This window comes from Devosia sp. (genome assembly GCF_025809055.1).
Classification (GTDB): domain Bacteria; phylum Pseudomonadota; class Alphaproteobacteria; order Rhizobiales; family Devosiaceae; genus Devosia.
In genome coordinates, this window is record NZ_CP075529.1 from 2,914,713 (window position 1) to 2,934,319 (window position 19,607).

16 protein-coding genes are annotated in these 19,607 nt (G+C 64.5%); 8 read left to right on the forward strand and 8 right to left on the reverse strand.

The window, feature by feature from the left end; translation table 11 throughout:
- Positions 1 to 94 precede the first annotated feature (94 nt).
- Genes KIT02_RS14310 through KIT02_RS14325 form a run of 4 tightly spaced genes read left to right on the forward strand, consistent with a single transcriptional unit; the run spans position 95 to position 3,679 of the window.
- The gene (locus KIT02_RS14310; RefSeq protein ID WP_297578933.1) at positions 95 to 1,102 is read left to right on the forward strand and encodes an ABC transporter permease subunit; all 1,008 of its coding nucleotides are present in this window, start codon (positions 95 to 97) and stop codon (positions 1,100 to 1,102) included.
- A gap of 1 nt (position 1,103) precedes the next feature.
- Positions 1,104 to 2,000 carry an ABC transporter permease subunit gene (locus KIT02_RS14315; RefSeq protein WP_297578936.1) on the forward strand — a complete coding sequence of 299 codons (897 nt, stop codon included), beginning with the start codon at positions 1,104 to 1,106 and terminating at the stop codon, positions 1,998 to 2,000.
- 3 nt (positions 2,001 to 2,003) lie between these two features.
- Positions 2,004 to 2,849, forward strand: coding sequence for an ABC transporter ATP-binding protein (locus tag KIT02_RS14320; RefSeq protein WP_297578939.1), 846 nt, complete (start codon positions 2,004 to 2,006; stop codon positions 2,847 to 2,849).
- Entirely contained in the window at positions 2,849 to 3,679 is an 831-nt protein-coding gene (locus KIT02_RS14325) for a dipeptide ABC transporter ATP-binding protein (protein WP_297578942.1), read from the forward strand. The genes KIT02_RS14320 and KIT02_RS14325 overlap by 1 nt, the downstream gene beginning before the upstream one ends.
- Positions 3,680 to 3,696: 17 nt before the next feature.
- Here the strand turns inward: KIT02_RS14325 and KIT02_RS14330 are convergent, their stop codons facing one another.
- Positions 3,697 to 4,737: a Gfo/Idh/MocA family oxidoreductase gene (locus KIT02_RS14330; RefSeq protein WP_297578945.1), complete on the reverse strand. Its 1,041-nt coding sequence runs from the start codon at positions 4,735 to 4,737 to the stop codon at positions 3,697 to 3,699.
- Positions 4,738 to 4,832: 95 nt separating this feature from the next.
- Between KIT02_RS14330 and KIT02_RS14335 the strand changes: the two genes are divergently transcribed.
- A complete protein-coding gene (locus KIT02_RS14335; RefSeq protein ID WP_297578948.1) occupies positions 4,833 to 5,558 on the forward strand; it encodes an SIMPL domain-containing protein in 726 nt (241 codons plus the stop codon).
- Positions 5,559 to 5,580: 22 nt separating this feature from the next.
- Here the strand turns inward: KIT02_RS14335 and KIT02_RS14340 are convergent, their stop codons facing one another.
- The 4 genes from KIT02_RS14340 to KIT02_RS14355 form a co-directional block, all read right to left on the reverse strand.
- Positions 5,581 to 8,241, reverse strand: a complete 2,661-nt coding sequence (locus KIT02_RS14340) for an EAL domain-containing protein (RefSeq protein WP_297578951.1) — start codon at positions 8,239 to 8,241, stop codon at positions 5,581 to 5,583.
- A 133-nt stretch (positions 8,242 to 8,374) separates the two neighbouring features.
- Positions 8,375 to 9,277, reverse strand: a complete 903-nt coding sequence (gene prpB / locus KIT02_RS14345; protein WP_297578954.1) for a methylisocitrate lyase — start codon at positions 9,275 to 9,277, stop codon at positions 8,375 to 8,377.
- A gap of 3 nt (positions 9,278 to 9,280) precedes the next feature.
- Complete coding sequence (prpC, locus tag KIT02_RS14350; RefSeq protein ID WP_297578958.1) at positions 9,281 to 10,432, reverse strand: 2-methylcitrate synthase; 1,152 nt, start codon at positions 10,430 to 10,432, stop codon at positions 9,281 to 9,283.
- 11 nt (positions 10,433 to 10,443) lie between these two features.
- The gene (locus tag KIT02_RS14355; RefSeq protein WP_297578961.1) at positions 10,444 to 11,943 is read right to left on the reverse strand and encodes an MmgE/PrpD family protein; all 1,500 of its coding nucleotides are present in this window, start codon (positions 11,941 to 11,943) and stop codon (positions 10,444 to 10,446) included.
- A gap of 124 nt (positions 11,944 to 12,067) precedes the next feature.
- Between KIT02_RS14355 and KIT02_RS14360 the strand changes: the two genes are divergently transcribed.
- On the forward strand, positions 12,068 to 13,480 hold the full coding sequence (locus KIT02_RS14360; RefSeq protein WP_297578964.1) for a helix-turn-helix transcriptional regulator: 1,413 nt from the start codon (positions 12,068 to 12,070) through the stop codon (positions 13,478 to 13,480).
- Positions 13,481 to 13,492: 12 nt separating this feature from the next.
- On the opposite strand, the gene KIT02_RS14365 is transcribed toward KIT02_RS14360, so the two are convergent.
- Positions 13,493 to 14,047, reverse strand: coding sequence for a gamma carbonic anhydrase family protein (locus tag KIT02_RS14365; protein WP_297578968.1), 555 nt, complete (start codon positions 14,045 to 14,047; stop codon positions 13,493 to 13,495).
- Positions 14,048 to 14,057: 10 nt separating this feature from the next.
- Entirely contained in the window at positions 14,058 to 15,467 is a 1,410-nt protein-coding gene (locus tag KIT02_RS14370; protein ID WP_297578971.1) for a protein adenylyltransferase SelO, read from the reverse strand.
- A 94-nt stretch (positions 15,468 to 15,561) separates the two neighbouring features.
- Between KIT02_RS14370 and KIT02_RS14375 the strand changes: the two genes are divergently transcribed.
- On the forward strand, positions 15,562 to 16,239 hold the full coding sequence (locus tag KIT02_RS14375; protein WP_297578974.1) for an HAD family phosphatase: 678 nt from the start codon (positions 15,562 to 15,564) through the stop codon (positions 16,237 to 16,239).
- A gap of 296 nt (positions 16,240 to 16,535) precedes the next feature.
- Complete coding sequence (locus KIT02_RS14380; RefSeq protein WP_297578977.1) at positions 16,536 to 17,429, forward strand: cell wall hydrolase; 894 nt, start codon at positions 16,536 to 16,538, stop codon at positions 17,427 to 17,429.
- A gap of 374 nt (positions 17,430 to 17,803) precedes the next feature.
- Here KIT02_RS14380 and pckA read toward each other — a convergent pair whose 3' ends face one another.
- Positions 17,804 to 19,396: a phosphoenolpyruvate carboxykinase (ATP) gene (gene pckA, locus KIT02_RS14385; RefSeq protein ID WP_297578980.1), complete on the reverse strand. Its 1,593-nt coding sequence runs from the start codon at positions 19,394 to 19,396 to the stop codon at positions 17,804 to 17,806.
- Between the last annotated feature and the right edge of the window lie 211 nt (positions 19,397 to 19,607).

Here is a 19,607-nt window from a genome sequence, read left to right on the forward strand (position 1 = left end):
CCAACTCGAGGCGGGAAAGAGCAGGCCATCCAGGAAACGGGCTGGCGTCGCGACACGATGCGCGGCGGTGGCGCCCAGGGGCGACGACCCGACCATGCTGAGTTACATCCTGCGCAGAATTGCGCTTCTGGTGCCGACCATCATCGGCATCTCCATCTGCGCCTTCGCCTTCGTACGCGTGCTGCCCGGCGATCCCATCCTGGCCATGGCCGGCCAGCATGGCGTCAGCCCCGAGCGCTACGAAATCCTCAAGGAGCAGTTCGGCTACAACCTGCCGATCTGGCAGCAATATTTCAATTATCTGGGCAGCGTGCTGCAGGGTGATTTCGGCATCTCGCTGGCCACCAAGCGCCCGGTTATCAATGAATTCATGACCCTGTTTCCCGCCACGATCGAGCTGGCGCTCTGCGCCATGATCTTTGCGGTGGTCATCGGCATTCCCGCCGGCATCTTTGCCGCGGTCAAGCGCGGCTCCTGGTTCGACCAGTTCACCATGGGCGTGGCGCTGACCGGCTATTCCATGCCCATTTTCTGGTGGGGCCTGCTGCTGATCATCTTCTTTTCCGGCTATCTGGGCTGGACACCGGTCTCGGGGCGCATCGCGCTCACCTTCTTCCTCCGGCCTATCACCGGCTTCATGCTTATCGACACGCTGCTCTACGGGAACTGGGCGGCCTTTGGCTCGGCGCTCCGGCATCTCATCCTGCCGGCGGTGGTGCTGGGGACCATTCCGCTTGCCGTCATCGCCCGCCAGACGCGCTCGGCCATGCTTGAAGTGCTGGGCGAAGACTATGTCCGCACGGCCCGCGCCAAGGGCATGGCGCCCCGACGCGTGGTCAATGTCCACGCGCTGCGCAACGCCCTCATCCCGGTTGTGACCACCATCGGTCTGCAGGTCGGCCTGCTCCTGGGCGGCGCCATTCTCACCGAAACCATCTTCACCTGGCCGGGCATCGGCAAATGGATGATCGATTCCATCGCCAAGCGCGACTATGTCGTGGTGCAGTCGGGCCTATTGATCATCGCGCTGATCGTCATGGCGGTGAACCTTCTGGTCGACCTGCTCTATGCCCTCATCAATCCACGCATCCGGGTGCAGTGACATGAGCACCACCACGCCCGCCGCAAGTGCAAGACCAGCCTCCGCCCTGCGTGAATTCTGGCACTACTTCTCCGTCAACCGCGGCGCCGTCCTGGGGCTCGTGGTGTTTTCGCTTTTGTTGCTGGTCGCCATTTTCGCGCCGCTGATCGCGCCCTATGCGCCCGAGGCGCAGTTCCGCGACGCGCTGCTCAAGCCCCCCATCTGGGATGGCAATGCCGATCCCCGGTTCCTGCTCGGCACCGATCCGGTCGGTCGCGACATCCTTTCCCGCCTCATCCATGGCGCCCGCTATTCGCTGTTCATCGGCTTTTTCGTGGTGCTCGGCGCGCTGATCGTCGGGGTCATCCTGGGGGTGCTGGCCGGGTATTTCCGAGGCTGGGTCGATGTCGTCATCATGCGCGTCATGGACATCATCCTGGCCTTTCCGCCCCTGCTGCTGGCCCTGGTGCTGGTCGCCATTCTCGGTCCGGGCCTGTTCAACGCCATGATCGCCATTGCGCTGGTGCTGCAACCCCATTTCGCCCGTCTGGTGCGGGCGGCAGTGATGGCGGAAAAGAACCGCGAATATGTCACGGCCGCCAAGCTCTCCGGCGCGGGGCACCTGCGCCTCATGCTGGTGACCATCCTGCCCAATTGCCTGGGTCCGCTCATCGTGCAGGCGACGCTGAGCTTTTCCAACGCCATCCTCGAGGCCGCCGCCCTCGGCTTTCTCGGCATGGGCGCACAGCCGCCGACGCCCGAATGGGGCACCATGCTGGCTTCGGCCCGCGAGTTTATCCTCAAGGCGCCCTGGGTGGTGACCCTGCCGGGCCTGGCCATTCTCATCACGGTATTGGCGATCAATCTCATCGGCGACGGGCTGCGCGACGCGCTCGATCCCAAGCTGAAGCGGAGCTGACCCATGAGCCTGCTCGAAATCCGCAATCTGAGTGTCGCCTTCGATACCTCGGTCGGCCTGTTCAAGGCGGTGGATGGCATCGATATTGCCGTCGATCCGCGCGAAGTGCTCGCCATCGTGGGCGAGTCGGGGTCGGGAAAATCGGTGGCCATGCTCGCCACCATGGGCCTGTTGCCGCCCTCGGCGACGGTGAAGGCCGACGTCATGACCTTTGAAGGACGTGACCTGCTGTCCATGCCGGCCGCCGAAAAGCGCAGGATCATCGGCAAGGATATTGCCATGATTTTCCAGGAGCCCATCGCCAGCCTCAATCCCTGCTTTACCGTCGGCTTCCAGATCGGGGAGGTGCTCGAAAAGCACCTGGGCCTTTCAGGCCGTGCCGCGCGAAGCCGTGCGGTGGACCTGCTCGAACTGGTCGGAATCCGCGAGGCGGCGGACAAGCTCAAGGCCTTCCCGCACCAGATGTCGGGCGGCCAGTGCCAGCGTGTCATGATCGCCATGGCCATTGCCTGCAATCCCAAGCTGCTGATTGCCGACGAGCCGACCACGGCACTCGACGTCACCATCCAGAAGCAGATCCTTGATCTCCTGGTGAGCCTGCAGGCCGAGACCGGCATGGCGCTGATCATGATCACCCATGACATGGGCGTGGTGGCCGAAACCGCCGATCGCGTCATCGTCCAGTACAAGGGCCGCAAGATGGAGGAGGCCGACGTGCTCTCGCTGTTCGAAAGCCCGCAATCGAACTATACCCGCGCCCTGCTTTCGGCCCTGCCAGAAAACGCCGTTGGCGACCGCCTGCCCACGGTTTCGGACATGCTGTTCGAAGCGGCACCGGGAGTGCGCTGATGAGCGGTCCTGTTCTCGAAGTCCGCGACCTCAGGCGCGATTACGTCACCTCGGGCGGTTTCCTGCGGCCCGCCAAGGTGGTCCATGCCGTCAAGGGCGTCAGCTTTACCCTCGAAAAGGGCAAGACCCTGGCCGTGGTGGGCGAGAGCGGCTGCGGCAAGTCGACCCTGGCGCGCATGATCACGCTGATCGATGCGCCGACCAGCGGCGACATCCGCATCGATGGCATCCCGGCCAGCGCCGCGCAGGTCACCAAACAGATGCGCCAGAAGGTGCAGATCGTCTTCCAGAACCCCTATGGTTCGCTCAACCCGCGCCAGAAGATTGGCGACGTGCTCTCCGAACCGCTGCTGCTCAATACGTCGCTGTCGGGGGCGGAGCGGCGTGAACGGGCCATGGCCATGCTGACCCGGGTCGGCCTGCAACCCGAACACTTCAACCGCTATCCGCACATGTTTTCCGGCGGTCAGCGGCAGCGCATCGCCATCGCCCGGGCGCTGATGCTCAATCCGAGCTTTCTCGTGCTCGACGAGCCGGTATCGGCGCTCGACCTCTCCGTTCAGGCGCAGATATTGAACCTGCTGAAGGACCTGCAGGAAGAGTTCGGACTGACCTATGTCTTCATCAGCCACGACCTCAGCGTCGTCCGCTATATCGCCGACGAGGTCATGGTCATGTATTTCGGCGACGTGGTCGAGCATGGCAGAAGGGAAGCAGTCTTCGCCGACCCCCAGCACGCCTATACCAAGACCCTGTTCGCCGCGACGCCCAAGGCCGATGTCGAGCACATCCGGGCCCGCATCGCGGCAAAGAAGGCCTTGATCGCCTGATTTCGGGCGGGCGTTTGCTAGGCTTCGACCAGCACGCGCTGGCCCTCGCGGCCGGAGCGGACCAGGGCCTCGATCAGGCGATGCACATGCATGGCCGTGTGGCCATTGGAGAGAGGCGGGCGATCTTCGCGCACGGCGGCGATGAAATCCTCGATCTGGGCCTGATGCCAATCGAAGGGGAAGGCCATCGGGTCGGCGCCGCCGCCTGAATTGCTGGCTTCTCCCACGGTCTCGGTGCGGCCGTCCATCCAGTTGAGCGTCAGGTTGCCGCCGGTCAGCGTCGCGCCGGCCTCGGCAAAATTGAGTGTGAGGCTTTCCGCACCGCCCGGAAAATTGGCCGTCGTCGCCATCATTCCGCCCACCGCACCATTGGCAAACTCCATGCCGCCGGCGACGAAATCCTCGGTCTCCATCTGGTGCAGGCCCGTTGTGGCGCAGAGCGCAGTGACGGCCTTGACCGGCCCGGTCAGGCTCAGCATCAGGTCGAGCGAGTGAATGGCCTGGGTGATGAGGACGCCGCCGCCATCCTGAGCGACGGTGCCGCGGCCGGGCTGGTCGTAGTAGCCTTTCTGCGGCCGCCACCAGGGCACGACGAGATGCACCGCCTGCAGCGCTCCCAATGCGCCACTGGCCACATGCGCCGCTAGGGCCTTGGACGCGGCGCGGAACCGGTGCTGGAAGATGATGCCGAGCTTGACGCCGGCCTGGTCGCAAAGCTGCACAATGGCCCTGGCCGCCTCGGTGGTGCGCTCCACCGGCTTTTCCATCAGCACGTGCTTGCCGGCCCGGGCCGCCGCCGCGACCAGGTCGTGCCGCGCATTGGGCGGGGTAATGATCAGGATCGCGTCGATCCCGGGGTCGGCCAGGAGGCTGTCGAAATCGGGGGCGGCGGGAAAATCATATTCGGCACAGAAGCGTGCGAGCGCCTCGCTGTTGCGCCGCCAGACGCCGCGGACCTCGACCGTGTCGCGCAGGGCATTGAGGGCCAGGGCATGTGGCTTGGCTCCCATGCCGGTGCCAACGATCCCGATCCCGAACCGTCTCTGTTCATTACTCATTCAGCCGCATCCTCCTATGCCACAAACCTATGCCACAAACGCGCCATGTTCGCGGCGCGCTACTATCGTTCGGGGCGAATGAGAGGGGACCTAGCATGAAAATTGTCGGTATTGTTGCAGCACTTTGCGTGGCTGCCGGAATTGCCTTGGCCGGCTGGTTTGTCGGCACCTCGCTGGTGGAAAGCCGCCAGCCGCTGCGGACCGTCACCGTCAAGGGCCTGTCCGAGCGGGCGGTGCAGGCCGATCTTGGCTTCTGGCCCATCCGGTTCGTCGCCACCGGCCCGACGCTGCAGGCGGCACGCGCCAGCCTTGAAACCTCGGAAGCGTCGGTGCGCAGCTTCCTTTCGGACCGCGGCTTTGCCGAAGACGAAATCCAGGTTCAGAACGTGCTCGTCGAAGACCGGGCGGCCGGCTACAACGCCTCATCGATGAACGACGAATATCGCTTCGTCCTGACCGAGGACATGTTGGTCACCACCGACAGGGTCAGCGAACTGGCCGATGCCAGCCGTTCGGTCGCCGACCTCCTGCGGCAGGGCGTGGTGTTTTCCTCCGACAGTTACAGCGCCGGAGCCTCCTTCGTCTTCACCAATATCAACGACCTCAAGAGCGAAATGCTGACCGAGGCAACCACCCGCGCCAAGGAAACCGCGGCCCAGTTCGCCACCGAGTCGGGGGCGCAGGTCGGTGACATCCAGACTGCCAATCAGGGCGTGTTCGAAATCCTGCCGGCGGTGGATATTCCCAATGACCGGCCGGAAAAGCAGATCGACAAGAAGGTGCGGGTGGTGACCACCATCACCTATTTCCTCACCGATTAAGACCGGGGAGACGGGCGGGCGGTCAGCCCGCCTTTTTCCGGCTTTTCTCGCCCAGGAAGGTTTCAAGGGCCTGCCGGCTCATGGGCCGGGCAAAGGCATATCCCTGCAGGATATCGCAGCCCAGATCGCGCAATATGGTAGCGTGCTCCATGGTCTCGACGCCCTCGGCGACGATCTCGATATCCATGGATTTGCCAATGTCCACGATCGAGGCGACCAGCCGCCGCTGCGCCGGCTGGTCGAGAATGGGCATGACCAGCTGCCGGTCGATCTTGAGGCGTTTCGGATGCAGTTTCTGCAGGGAAACGATGGAGGCATAGCCGGTGCCGAAATCGTCGATCTCGACGTCGATGCCCATCTCCTTGATCTTGTCGATATTCCAGGCGACGGCACCATCGCTTTCATCGAGATAGATGGATTCGACCAGCTCGAACGCCACGCGACCAGCCGGCAGGTGCAGGGCCGACAGACCTGCCACCAGGCCTTCGTCGGTCAGCCGGCGCAGCGACACATTGACCGAAACGCGGGGAACCTTGAGCCCCATCTCGTCCCAGCGCTTGAGGTCGCTCAGGCTCTGTTCGAGCACGATCTGGTCGATCTGGGCCATGACATTGAGCTCTTCGGCAATGTCGAGGAAACTGTCGGGGCCCTTGATCCCCTGCTCGGGATGCTGCCAGCGCACAAGCGCTTCGACCCCGACCAGATCGAGTGTCGTGGCGTCGAACTGCGGTTGATAATGTGCAAGGAAGCTCCTGGCCTCGAGGCCCTTGAGCACTTCGTCCGCCACGCGCTTGGTATGGATGACCTCGGCCTGCAGCGCCTCGGAGAACAGTTCATGCCGATTGCGGCCCATGGCCTTGGCGCGATAGAGCGCGATATCGGCATTGACCAGCAGCTGCCGCACATCGATGTCGGAGGCCCGCCGGGTTGCGACCCCGATGCTGACGCCGAAGCGGATTTCGTGGCCCTCGTGCAGGGTCGGCTTACGCATTTCGCGCACGATGCGCTCGGCCATCAGCTCCAGCCGCCGGTTATTGGCACCGGCCGTCGAAACGATGAGGAATTCGTCGCCGCCGATCCGGGCCACGAAATCGGTCTCCCGGCAATTGGCGCGCAGGATGCGGCTGGCGTGGATCAGCATGGCATCGCCCGCCGCGTGGCCCAACGTGTCGTTGATCTGCTTGAAGCGGTCGAGATCGATATGCAGCAGGGCGATGGACCCGCTGCCGTGATAGCCATCGGCGGCGTGGCGGCGCAGCACCTCGTCGAGATAACGCCGGTTGGGCAGGCCGGTCAGGCTGTCGTGGAGTGCATTGTGCTCGATGCTGACGCGGGCCGCCTCGAGGTCACTGGCGCGGGCTTCGGCCTGAAGCTTGGCCAGGCGCAGGTCGTCGCGCAGCAGGACGTCATTGGAAACGTCCCAGTTGACGCCCAGGATGCGCGGGTGCTGCCCGTCATCGGCAAAGACGGCCCCCATGGCTCGCACATGCCGCACGGACCCGTCCGGATGGCGCGCCCGGAATTCGGACTGGTAGTGGCCCGTCTTGATGCCGTGCGTGAAGTCGATCTCGGCCTGGGCCAGGTCGTCGGGGTGCAGCGCTGTGCGCCAATGGGTGTAGTCGCGCGCGCCACCATCGGCTGGCAGGCCGTAGAGCTCGTTCATGCGATCGTCCCAGACCAGGTGGTCGGTGACCAGATCCAGCTCCCACACACCCACCTTTGACACATCGATGGCGAGGTTCAGGCGCCGGGTCAGGCGCCGGAGTTCGGCTTCGCGCGAGCCGAGCTCGCGAATATGATCCTGGCGCTGGGCAATCATGCCGGCCGTCACCACGATGGGCAGCAGGATCAGTCCGCCGCCCAGGGCGATCAGGGCACGGGTGGCCCACAGATAAACAGGGTTGGCGCCCCAGCCGGCCTTGGGTGCCGCGGCCAGTTGCCAGGTGCCCGAGGGCAAGGCCACTTCCGCCAGAACCGGGTTGTCCGCGCTCAGGTCGGGTCCGAAGAAGCGCCCGCCGATGCTGCCGGCGCCATCCTTGCCGCTGATGGAGACTTCGATGTCGAGGTCCGGGTCGCGCAGCCCGCTATCGACATAGAGGCGCTCCACATCGACCACGGCAGCAATGATGCCCCAGAACTGATTGCCTTCGCCGCGATTGGCATAGACCGGAAAGCGGCCGACAAAACCCTGTCCACCCTGCACCAGATCGACGGGTCCGGCGATGTTGAGCTTGCCCGACTCCAGCACCCAGCGCACCGATTGCCACTGGGCCGGCGTCGAGCGGTAGTCGAGACCGATGGCGGCCTCGTTGCCCTTGAGCGGATAGGTCATGGAGATGACCAGATCGGGCGCGGCGGCGATGGAACGGAGCTGGCTGTCTTCCTGGAAAATATTGGAGACCAGGGCCTCGAAGCGCGCCTGGTCCATGTCCGGCTCGGTGGAAATGGTCGCCACCAGGCCCCGCACCAGCTGGATATTGCTGGTGACATTGCCCTCGAGCTTGGCGCGCAGCACGGAGAGTTCCGACAGCACATGCGCGCGCTGCTGGCCATCGGTGATTTCGGCATTCTGCCGGTCGAGCAGGAAGCCCACGATCAGCACCACGGTGGCGGCAAGCAGCGTCGGGATCACGATGATCCCGCGCCAGAACTTTCGGTGCCCGTCGGTAAGGCCCTCCGCCATTGTCCGCGCTATCCTGTTGCTGCCGTCCCCAATTCAGAACCGATCCTAGAGCCGGAGCATTGATGAGTGGCTTACAGGTGAAACGAACTTGCCGATTGGTAAATGGAAGGCAAATCGCGGCCCCGAGAACATACTAGGGAACGACGGTCTTGATGATGGAGGCGTCGAGCGCCTCGTAGTCGTGCAGGCCGATCGTATCGTAGAGTTCCTGGCGTGTCTGCATCTCGTCCAGCATGGCCTTGGTGCCGCCATCGCGCTTGATGGTGGCATAGAGCTTTTCCTGGGCCTTGTTGGCGACGCGCAGGGACGACACCGGCCAGATCACCATCGAATAACCCAGAGCCTCGAACTCGGCGGCGGTGAGATAGGGCGTCCGGCCGAACTCGGTCATGTTGGCGAGCAGTTTTACCCCCGGCATGGCCTTGGCGAAGTCGCGGAACATGTCGACCGTCGTCAGCGCTTCGGGGAAAATGGCGTCGGCGCCGGCCTGCACATAGAGCCTGGCGCGCGCCACGGCACCGTCGAGGCCTTCGCTGGCGGCGGCATCGGTGCGGGCGATGATGACGAGATCGCGCCGGGCCTTGGCCGCAGCCGCGACCTTGGCCGCCATGTCATGGGCATCGGCGAGCTTCTTGTCGTTGAGATGGCCGCACTTCTTGGGCAGCAACTGGTCTTCCAGATGCACCGCGCCGGCACCGGCATCCTCGAAGGTGCGCACCATGTGCATGACATTGAGCGCCTCGCCATAGCCGGTGTCACCGTCCACGAGCAGAGGCAGGCCCGAGGCCCGGGCGATCTGGCGGATGAAGAAGCTGACTTCGTCCACGGTGATTATGCCCAGGTCCGGGATACCCATGGAGGCGGTCATGGCCGCGCCCGACAGGTACAGCGCCTCAAAGCCGGCCCTGCGGGCCTGGATCGACGCCTGACCGTTATGCGCGCCCGGCAGTTGCAGGATCTGCGGCCGCTCGAGCAGGGCGCGGAAGCGGCGGCCGGCGGTTTCGCGCGGCAGATCGTCGGCGACGAGATAGGGCATGGGTCAGTCCTTGCGGTCCTTGAGGGGCACGAAGGCGAGGTCTTCGGGCCCGGTATAATTGGCGGAGGGGCGGATGATCTTGCCGTCCTCGCGCTGCTCGATCACATGCGCCGACCAGCCGGAGGTGCGGGCGATGACGAAGAGCGGTGTGAACATGGCGGTCGGAACGCCCATCAGATTGTAGGAAACGGCGCTGAACCAGTCGAGATTGGGGAACATGCGCTTGATCTCCATCATGGTGGATTCAATGCGCTCGGCAATTGCATATTGGCGCTGGGCCCCTGCCGTGTCGGCAAGGGATTTGGCGACGCGCTTGATCACCACATTGCGCGGGTCCGAAACGGTATAGACCGGGTGCCCGAAGCCGATGATGACTTCCTTGTTCTCGACGCGGCGGCGGATATCGGCCTCGGCCGCGTCCGGGGTGGCGTAACGCTCCTGGATCTGGAAGGCGACCTCGTTGGCGCCGCCATGCTTGGGCCCGCGCAACGCACCAATGGCGCCGGCAATGGCCGAATACATGTCCGATCCCGTTCCGGCGATGACGCGGGCGGTGAAGGTCGATGCGTTGAACTCGTGCTCGGCATAGAGGATGAGCGAGGTGTGCATGGCCCGCACCCAATCCTGGCTCGGGGCCTTGCCGTGCAGCAGGTGCAGGAAATGCCCGCCAATGCTGTCATCGTCGGTTTCGACCACGATGCGGCGGCCATTATGGGCAAAGTGGTACCAATAGAGCAGCATTGAACCGAGGTTCGCCATCAGCCGGTCGGCAATGGTGCGCGCATCGGGGCCATTGTGGTCGTGGCTTTCCGGCAGCACGCAGCCCAGGGCCGAGACGCCGGTGCGCATGACGTCCATGGGATGGGCCGCCGCCGGCAAGGCTTCGAGCGCGGCCTTGACGGCCTGCGGCAGGCCGCGCAGCGCCTTGAGCTTGCCCTTGTAGGCGGCAAGCTGGGACGCGGTGGGCAGGCTGCCATGCACCAGAAGATGCGCAACCTCCTCAAACTCGCTGGTTTCCGCGAGATCGAGAATGTCATAGCCGCGATAATGCAGGTCATTGCCGGTGCGGCCGACAGTGCACAGCGCGGTATTGCCGGCGGTGACGCCCGAAAGCGCCACCGATTTCTTGGGCTTGAAGCCTGGTGCCTCGGTCATGCTGTCCTCCTTCAGAAGATGCCGGCAGGGGCGTCCGGACCCAGCCGGTCGGCCGTCACGACGAAATTGAGCGCCATGACCTCGGCGGCAGAAAGGGTCGGCAGGCGTTCGACCAGAGCGAGGAACCGGTCCTGTTCGTCCTTGCTGACAATGCCCTCGGCCAGGGTGCGGAACTTCTCGATGTAATTTGCGCGCTTGAACGGACGGGCGCCATTGGGATGGGCATCGGCCACGCCAAGCTCGTCGGTGATGGTCGTGCCGTCCTCGAGCGTGACGATCACCTGGCCGCCATAGGCCATGTCCTCGCCCTTGGCGTGGTAGCGCTGGGTCCAGACCGGGTCCTCCTCGGTGGTGATCTTGTGCCAGAGCGCCACGGTTTCCGGGCGACGGGCGCGTTCGGGCGCATAGCTCTTTTCGTGGTGCCAGCCGCCATCCTCGAGCGCTACCGCAAAGATATACATGATCGAGTGATCCAGCGTTTCGCGCGATGCGTTCGGATCCATCTTCTGCGGGTCATTGGCGCCGGTGCCGATGACATAGTGCGTGTGATGGCTGGTGCGGATCAGGATCGACTTGATCTTGCTAAGGTCGCCGATCTTGGGGCCCATGCGACGGGCCAGGTCGATCAGCGCCTGGCTCTGATATTCGGCCGAATATTCCTTGGTATAGGTATCAAGGATGGCGCGCTTGGCCTCGCCCTTTTCCGGCAGCGGCACGTGATAGCGCGCGGACGGGCCAGAGAGCAGCCAGGCGATGAAACCGTCCTCGCCCTCATAGGCCGGGGAGGGTGCACCCTCGCCACGCATGGCGCGGTCCACCGCCTCGATGGCCATCTTGCCGGCAAAGGCTGGGGCATAGGCCTTCCAGGTGGAAATCTCGCCCTTGCGCGACTGGCGCGTCGTCGTGGTCGTGTGCAGGGCCTGCTGGATGGCCTGATAGGTCACTTCGGTGGAAAGACCCAACAGGGCGCCGATACCGCCTGCAGCCGAGGGGCCGAGATGGGCGATGTGGTCGATCTTGTGCTCATGCAGGCAGATGCCCTTGACCAGATCGACCTGGATTTCGTAGCCGGCGGCGAGCCCGCGCACCAGCGCCGCGCCATCGAGCCCCTTGGCCTGAGCAACGGCCAGAATGGGCGGGATATTGTCGCCGGGGTGGCTGTAATCGGCGGCCAGGAACGTGTCGTGGAAGTCGAGCTCGCGCACCGCGACACCATTGGCCCAGGCGGCCCATTCGGGTGACACCAGCGTGTCGGCAGCCAGGCCAAAGACGGCGGCGCCGCGCGGCGAGGGATGGCCCAGCGCCTGCGCCCGGGCCGAACGGATGGGGCCGCGGGCGATGGAGGCGGCGGCCACCGCAGCATTGTCGATGATGCGGTTGCCGATCATTTCGATCACGTCGTCCTCGACCGGCACCGGGTCGGTCGCCACGGCGGCGAGCTTCCAGGCCAATTGGTCTTCGCGCGCCAGCGGCTCGGCGGACTTGTAGGTGCGGACGTCGTGAATCTTCATAGCTGGCTCCATGCGGCTGATTGGGGCGGACACTATCCCCAAGGTTTGGCGAACCCAAGACAGGAAAGCGCGGGTGTGTTACAAACACACAAAGCTCACTTTGTAATTTTGTGGATTTGTGAACATGGCGGGCAGGAAGGTTTTCGCGGGGGCCCGATTGCGCGCTCTCAGGACGCAACTGAAACTGACCCAGGCCGAACTGGCGGCGCGGCTCGATATCTCCGCGTCCTACGTCAATCAGCTCGAATCCAATCAGCGGCCCCTGACCGCGGCGGTGATGCTGGCGCTGTCCGAACAGTTCAATCTGGACCTGGCTTCGCTCTCGACCGACGCCTCCGACCGCCTGGTGGTGGACCTGCGCGAAGCCCTGGCCGATCCGGTGTTCGGCGATGCGGCGCCGAACTTGCAGGACGTCAAGACCGTCGCCACCAATGCGCCAGATATCGGCCGTGCCGTGCTGCAACTCTACGAGGCCTATCGCAAGACCAATGAGCGCCTGGCCAATATGGACGCAGCCCTGGCCCGAGACCCGCAGGCCAGCGTGCAGACGGCCTATGAGGAGGTGCGCGACTTCTTCCACTATGCCGACAACTATATCGACCCGCTCGATCGCGCCGCCGAGGCCCTCTCCGCGCGCCTGGGCCAACCCGGCTCGGACCGGTTGCGGGCGCTGATCGCCCATTGTGGCGACCGGCACGGCATTTCCGTGGAGCTCGACCCCCGCCAGGCCGATGAAACACTCTCGCGTTTCGATCGCGCCGCGCGCAGCCTGACCCTCAATGGCCATCTCGAACCGGCCAGCCAGTTTTTCCGCATCGCGGCACTTCTGTGCGAATTCGAACAGGGCGCGGTGCTCGATAGCCTGCTCGACCAGGCCAGTTTCAAGGCCCCGGAGGCGCGGGCCGTGGCCCGGATGGGGCTGGCCAACTATTTCGCGGGGGCCCTGCAGATGCCCTATGGGTCATTCCTCGCCGCCGCCGACGCCCTGCGCTACGATATCGAGGACCTGGCGCGCCTGTTCGGCGCCAGCCTCGAACAGGTCGCTCATCGCCTTTCGACCATGCAGCGCCCGCGCGAGCGCGGCATTCCCTTCTTCTTTGCGCGCGTCGATGCGGCCGGCACCATTACCAAGCGCCACTCGGCAACGGCGCTGCAATTTGCCCGCTTCGGCGGCGCCTGTCCGCTCTGGAACGTGCATCGGGCCTTCGAGGCGCATGGGCAGATCATCCGCCAACTGGCCGAAACCCCGGACGGCAACCGCTATCTCTGCCTGGCCTGGTCGACGGAAAAACGCATGGGCGGCTATCGCGGCACCACTCGGCGCTATGCCTATGCCCTGGGCTGTGAAGTCAGCCATGCGAGCAGGCTGGTCTATGCCGACGATCTCGACCTGATGCGCACCGCCTTCGATCCCATCGGCATCTCCTGCCGCATCTGCGAGCGGCGCAATTGCCCGCAGCGCTCGGTGCCGCCGCTGGCCGCCGGCATCATCGTGCCGCCCGACCGGCGCGGCGTTGTTCCCTACGAGATCGGGTAGGCTTCCAACGATCTAGCCCGGGTCGAAGTCGAGGCCCGGCCGGCCGACCGGCTTCAGTCCCGCGGCAAACCGGCGTGCATTGCGGACATAGCGTTCGGCGGAAGCCGAGAGGGCTTTGATGCCCTCGGCGTCGATTTCCCGCACCACCTTGCCGGGCGCCCCCATGACCAGGGAATTGTCCGGAATGATCTTGTTCTCGGTGATCAGCGCATTGGCGCCGATCAGGCAGTTTTTCCCAATCCGGGCTCCGTTGAGCACCGTGGCTCCCATGCCAACAAGGCTGTTGTCGCCGATGGTGCAGCCATGAACGATGGCCGCATGTCCGATGGTCACATCGCGCCCGATGACCAGCGGAAAATCCGCGTCGGTGTGCAGCACGGCATTTTCCTGCACATTGGTCCGTGCGCCAATACTGATGCGCTCGATGTCGCCGCGAATGACGACGCCGAACCAAATCCCCGCTTCGGCACCGATCACCACATCGCCGATGATCGTGGCATTGGGGGCAATGAACCCGACATCGGGGTCGATCTGGGGCGCTATCTCGTCCAGGGCGAAGATCGGCATGGTGTCCTCCTCAAACCGTTATGCCATAGGCATCGCGCATCTCGGCGATTTCCGAAAGTGTGCTTTCGAACTGGCTCCAGTCATCCCGCTCGGCAATGGGCGCCCATATGGCCTCGACCTCGTCGATAAGCATGGTGCGCGGCTGGGCCCGTGCAAAATAGGGGTGGTCGAGATTGACCCCGTCGATGGGCGCATAGGCCTCCATGGCATCGGCCACCGGCCGGAAGGCTTCGGATGCATAAAAATCGGCACTGGGGCTTGATGCGGCGCGCCCGGCGCTGAGCGCCCCGCCGCGCCAATCGAAAAAGAACTGCTCGTAAGGCGCCCGGCTGGGGCCCAGAAAGCCGAACAGCGCGGAGACAAGGGCATTGTCCTCGTCGGCACTGCGCGGCTTGAGACCCAGGCGGCGCAGCATCTGTGCCGGCAATTGCGCGCGGAACTGCGGCCAGATGGTGTTGAGCGCCGGCTCCAGCCGTTCGATGCTGGAAAGCGGCACCAGGCACTCGGCCAGCCGCGTCAGGTTCCAGGCCAGTGTGTCGGGCTGGCGGCCGAAGCTGTAGAGCCCGGTCTCGTCGAAATAGGCGGCGGTGAAATCGGGATCGTAGGTGGGCACGAAGCGCCAGGGGCCGTAGTCGAAACTCTCGCCGGTGATGTTGATATTGTCGGTGTTCAGCACGCCGTGCACGAAGCCGGCGGCAATCCACTGCGCGCCCAGCCGGGCCACTTCCGCCACGACGGCCTCGAGCAGCGCGGCCGCACGATCATCGGCACCGGCTAGGCCTGGATAATAGTTGGCGATGCAGTAATCGACGAGATTGGCAAGCGCGGCGTGGTTGTCGAGATAGGCCTGTCGCTGAAAGCTGCCGATGCGGATATGGCTGTGGCTGAGCCGCACCAGCACCGAGGAGCGGGTGGGAGAGGGCTCGTCACCGCGATAGAGTTGCTCGCCGGTTTCGACCAGCGAGAAGGATTTCGATGTATAGACGCCCAGCGCTTCCAGCATCTCGGTCGCCAGCACCTCGCGCACGCCGCCCTTGAGCGTCAGCCGTCCGTCGCCGCCGCGCGAAAACGGGGTCTTGCCCGAACCCTTGGTGCCGAAATCGAGCAGCCGCCCGTCAACCGGATCGATGCATTGCGCCAGAAGGAATCCCCGGCCGTCGCCCAGTTCCGGATTGTAGCTGCGGAACTGGTGGCCATGATACTTGAGCGCCAGGGGCTGCGGGAATGCGCCGGGCAGGGGATCGAGGCGGCCGAAATGGGAGAGCCATTCCGCCTCGGTGAACTGCCCCAGGCCCAGACGCTCCGCCCAGCGCAGGTCGCGATGGCGCAGCCTCGTCATGGGAAAATCGGCCGGTGCCACCGGGTCGAAGAAGTCCCGGCCCAGATCCTCGTGGCGGCGCGTCGGAGCAAAGCTGGGCACGTCTTCTTCTTTCCTCTTCCAAAGCGGGCGCAGGCCGGCCCTGCAATCTGGTCTCTGGCGGTTGCCGCCAAATCGGCCTATAGGCAGAACCATGATGCCACAAGCCGAACGCCAGCGCCTCGATCCGTTCGAGGCGGCCATCTTCGATATGGATGGCACCCTTCTCGATACCGAGGCCGTCTTCCGCGATATCGTGTTCGATGTCTGCACCGAATTGGGTTTCGAAATGACCCATGACGTGCACCGGTCCATGGTCGGTTCCAGCCACGAGCGCACCAGCCAATTGCTGATCGAGGCCTATGGCGTCGCCTTTCCCTATGCGCTGTTCGACGAAAAGTGCCGCTTCACCATGCGCGAGCGCAGCCATCTCGGCGTGCCGGTCAAGCCCGGCGCGCTCGACTTCATCACCGAACTGCGCCAGAGGGGCATCCCCACCGCAGTGGCGACCTCATCGCGCAATCCCCACGCATCGCATCACCTGGGGGCCGCCGGCCTGCTCGAGCTGTTCGACACGGTGGTGACCCGCGACGACGTGGTCAATCCCAAGCCGCATCCCGAGCCCTATCTGACCGCTGCCGCCCGGCTCAAGGTCGATCCGCTGCGCTGCCTGGCGCTGGAGGACAGCCATGCCGGTGTGCGCGCGGCTCATGCTGCCGGCATGCAGACCATCATGGTCCCGGATCTCGTCCATCCCGATGCGGACCTCGAGGCGCTTGGCATCACCGTCATGGGGAGCCTGGTGGACGTACACCTGGCCGCCTTCAGCCGCTAGGGCGTGTTCCCGGCGCCACAACTGTTAACAAAACAAAGCCGCTAAAACTTTATCCGTTCGGGTAAAGAGCCATTCAGCACGTCCAAAGTCGAACAAAAACAAGGGTTTCCTTTTTCCGGAGGCGCCATTAACCGTAACTTAAGTCGCTAAGCGCTATGGTTAACCAGCCGTAAATTTCGACTTCCATAACGGTTCCGGCTTGGCTAGTGTGCGGCCGGGAAGTGCTGAACCCGCCCAGGGTTCGACCAAGAAGGCCTGCCGGGAGACCGGACAGGCTCAGGGGTAAGGACGGGGCATTGAAATCTGGCTGGCAGAAAAAGGCCGCGCGGATCGTTTCACCAGTGCTGGCGCTGGGTGCGGCTGCCTTCGCGCTGTTCATCACGCTGTCGCCTGCGCATGCGCTCGACCTGCCGGACATGCCCAATGCCATTCCCGATGCGATCGCCGAATTGCGCCTGCAGCCGGCCCTCGGCTTCCAGCAGATGCCGCTTGAAGCGGGCCAGCAGCCACTGACCTCGGCCCTTCTGTCCAATTACATTGCGCGCCAGCAGGCGCTGCGCTCGGTTGACGTCACCCCGTCCGGGCCGCAGCCGGAGCTGAACACCGACCTGTTGATGGGCTATATCGCCCGCGGCTCGCTGGGCGGTAACAATACGGCGCTGTCCGCCATTGCCAGCTTCACCGATATGGGGCCGCGCAGCCAGCCATCGGTGACCAGCGACCTGCTCGCCAGCTACGTCGCCAATGGCTACCAGACCACCGGCCAGCGCCTCGCCCACGCCAATTCCGAACGCGAATGCCTGGCGCAGGCGATCTATCACGAAGCGCGCGGGGAAAGCGCCTCGGGCCAGATGGCGGTGGCCAATGTCATCGTCAACCGCGCCCGCTCGGCCAAGTTCCCGTCCTCGCTCTGCGGCGTCATCTACCAGAACGCCGACAAGGGCCGCTACAAGTGCCAGTTCACCTTTGCCTGTGATGGTCGCGACGACACGCCGGGCGAACGCCGGGCCTGGGCGACGTCGGTCGATCTGGCCAGCCGCGTGTACAAGACCTTTGCCACCGGCAAGGATGTTGGCGTGCTTCCCGGCTCGGTTCTCTACTACCACACCACGGCGGTGCGCCCGAACTGGGCCAATACCTTCAGCCGCGTCGCGGCCGTCGATTCCCACATCTTCTATTCGCCCAACTGATACCGCCTCGCTGTTGCTGCTGCCGGCGCGCAGCGCGGCACCAGAGCTTTCTCTTTCTGATTGAATCAGGGGGAGCGCCCCAGAGCATTTCACCCATAAACTGAACCATGGCCTTCATCGCCCCTCGCCCCTCAGGGGAGAGGGATGGGGTGAGGGGTGCAAGCCTCTCGGCAAGAACGCGAGTGTGAACCCCTTATCCGGCGCTATGGGCCACCCCGGATCAAGTTCGGGGCAGGCTCTTCTCCCCTCAGGGGAGAAGGGAAAGGCTCCGTCGTTTCAGTCCTATCGTGAAGTGGTCTATTCGCGCATGGCGTGAAAATCAGCGCATGAAAAAGGGCGCCGCGCGGCGCCCTTTGTGGTTTCGGCTGGCCGCTTTACTCAGCGGCCATTTGTAGCCTCGGGCCCGCCTCGGCATTGGCCTCGGGCCCGAACTTGGTGAAGTTCTGCCGGAACAGGTCCACCAGCTTTGTCGCCTGGGCGTCATAGGCATCGCCATCGGCCCAGGTCTGGCGGGGATCGAGCAGGCGGGCATCGACGCCTGGAACGGCGACCGGCACCTCGAAGCCGAAGAGCGGATCGATGCGGGTCTCGATGTCATCGAGGGCTCCATCCAGCGCCGCGGTCAGCAGGCGGCGGGTCGAGGCGATATCGATGCGCTTGCCCACGCCATGCCCGCCGCCGGTCCAGCCGGTATTGAGCAGCCAGGCCTGGGCGCCGCTCTGGCGCAGCCGCTCGGCCAGCATGTCGCCGTAAACCGTTGGATGCAAAGGCATGAAGGGGGCGCCGAAGCAGGCCGAGAAGGTTGCCTGCGGCTCGGTGACGCCACGTTCGGTGCCGGCAACCTTGGCGGTGTAGCCGGAGAGGAAGTGATAGACGGCCTGTTCCGGGGTGAGCCGGGCAAGCGGCGGCAGGACGCCAAAGGCGTCGGCGGTGAGGAAGACCACGGTCTTGGGCGTGCCGCCGGTGCTGCCCCTGGCCACCGAGGGCAGGACATGGATCGGGTAGGCCGCACGGGTGTTTTCCGTCAGCGTCACGTCGTCAAACGCTGGCACATTGTCAGCGTCCAGAACGACATTTTCCAGCACAGTGCCAAAACGGCGGGTCGCGGCGAAGATTTCCGGCTCGGCGCTGGCGCTGAGCTTGACGGTCTTGGCGTAGCATCCGCCTTCGAGGTTGAAGACCCCATTCTCGCCCCAGCCATGTTCGTCATCGCCGATCAGGGGGCGGTTGGGGTCGTTGGAGAGCGTGGTCTTGCCGGTACCCGAGAGGCCAAAGAACAATGCCGCCTCGCCTTCCGGACCCAGATTGGCCGAGCAGTGCATGGGCAGCACATTGGCGGCGGGGGCGTGGAAGTTGAAGAGGCTGAACACCGATTTCTTGATTTCGCCGGCATAGAGCGTCCCGGCGATCAGCACCAGGTTGCGGCTCATGTCGAGCGCGATGACCGTGTCGGTGCGGCTGCCATGGCGGGCCGGGTCGGCCTTGAAATGCGGCGCATGGACGATGGTCACCGGGCGGGCATTGGCGGCCTCGGCAATGCCCTCGCCCTTGCGGATGAGCAGGTTGCGGATGAACAGGGCATGCCAGGCGCTGGGGGTGATGACGGTGACGCCATACTGGTGGCCGGTATCGGCGCCGGCCAGGAGATCCTGCCGGTAGATGGCCTGTCCGCCGAGATGCTTTTCGACATCGGCCAAGAGGAGATCGAACTTGTCGGGAGCGAGCGCCCCGGCATTGTCCCACCAGACCGTGTCGGCGGTGAGCGCGTCGCGGACGATGAATTTGTCCTTGGGCGAGCGGCCGGTAAATGCGCCGGTAGTGACCGAAAGGGCCCCGTCTGCGGTCAGCACCGCGCCGCCATCAGCAAGAGCCCGGGAAACCAGTTGCGGGACATTGGCGTTGTCGACCAGCAAGGCTGCCGCCTCGACCAGTCGGTTTCTGAGAGTGTGATGATCGAACGCCGTCATTATACCGTCTCCGTGTGCCGCCGGCAGGGGCGGGGATGGCGGCAAAATAGGAGGAGGGGGCCGGTGCCAGCCATCCCGAAAAGGGTCGTAAGACGGAAGTCGGAGGCATGGGAAGGGCTGCGCTATACTGGCACAGGACTTGGCCCCGCCTTATTTAATGCGTAATTGTCGCCTGCAACACCGCCTGAAGGCCAAAACCCCGGCAGGGGCC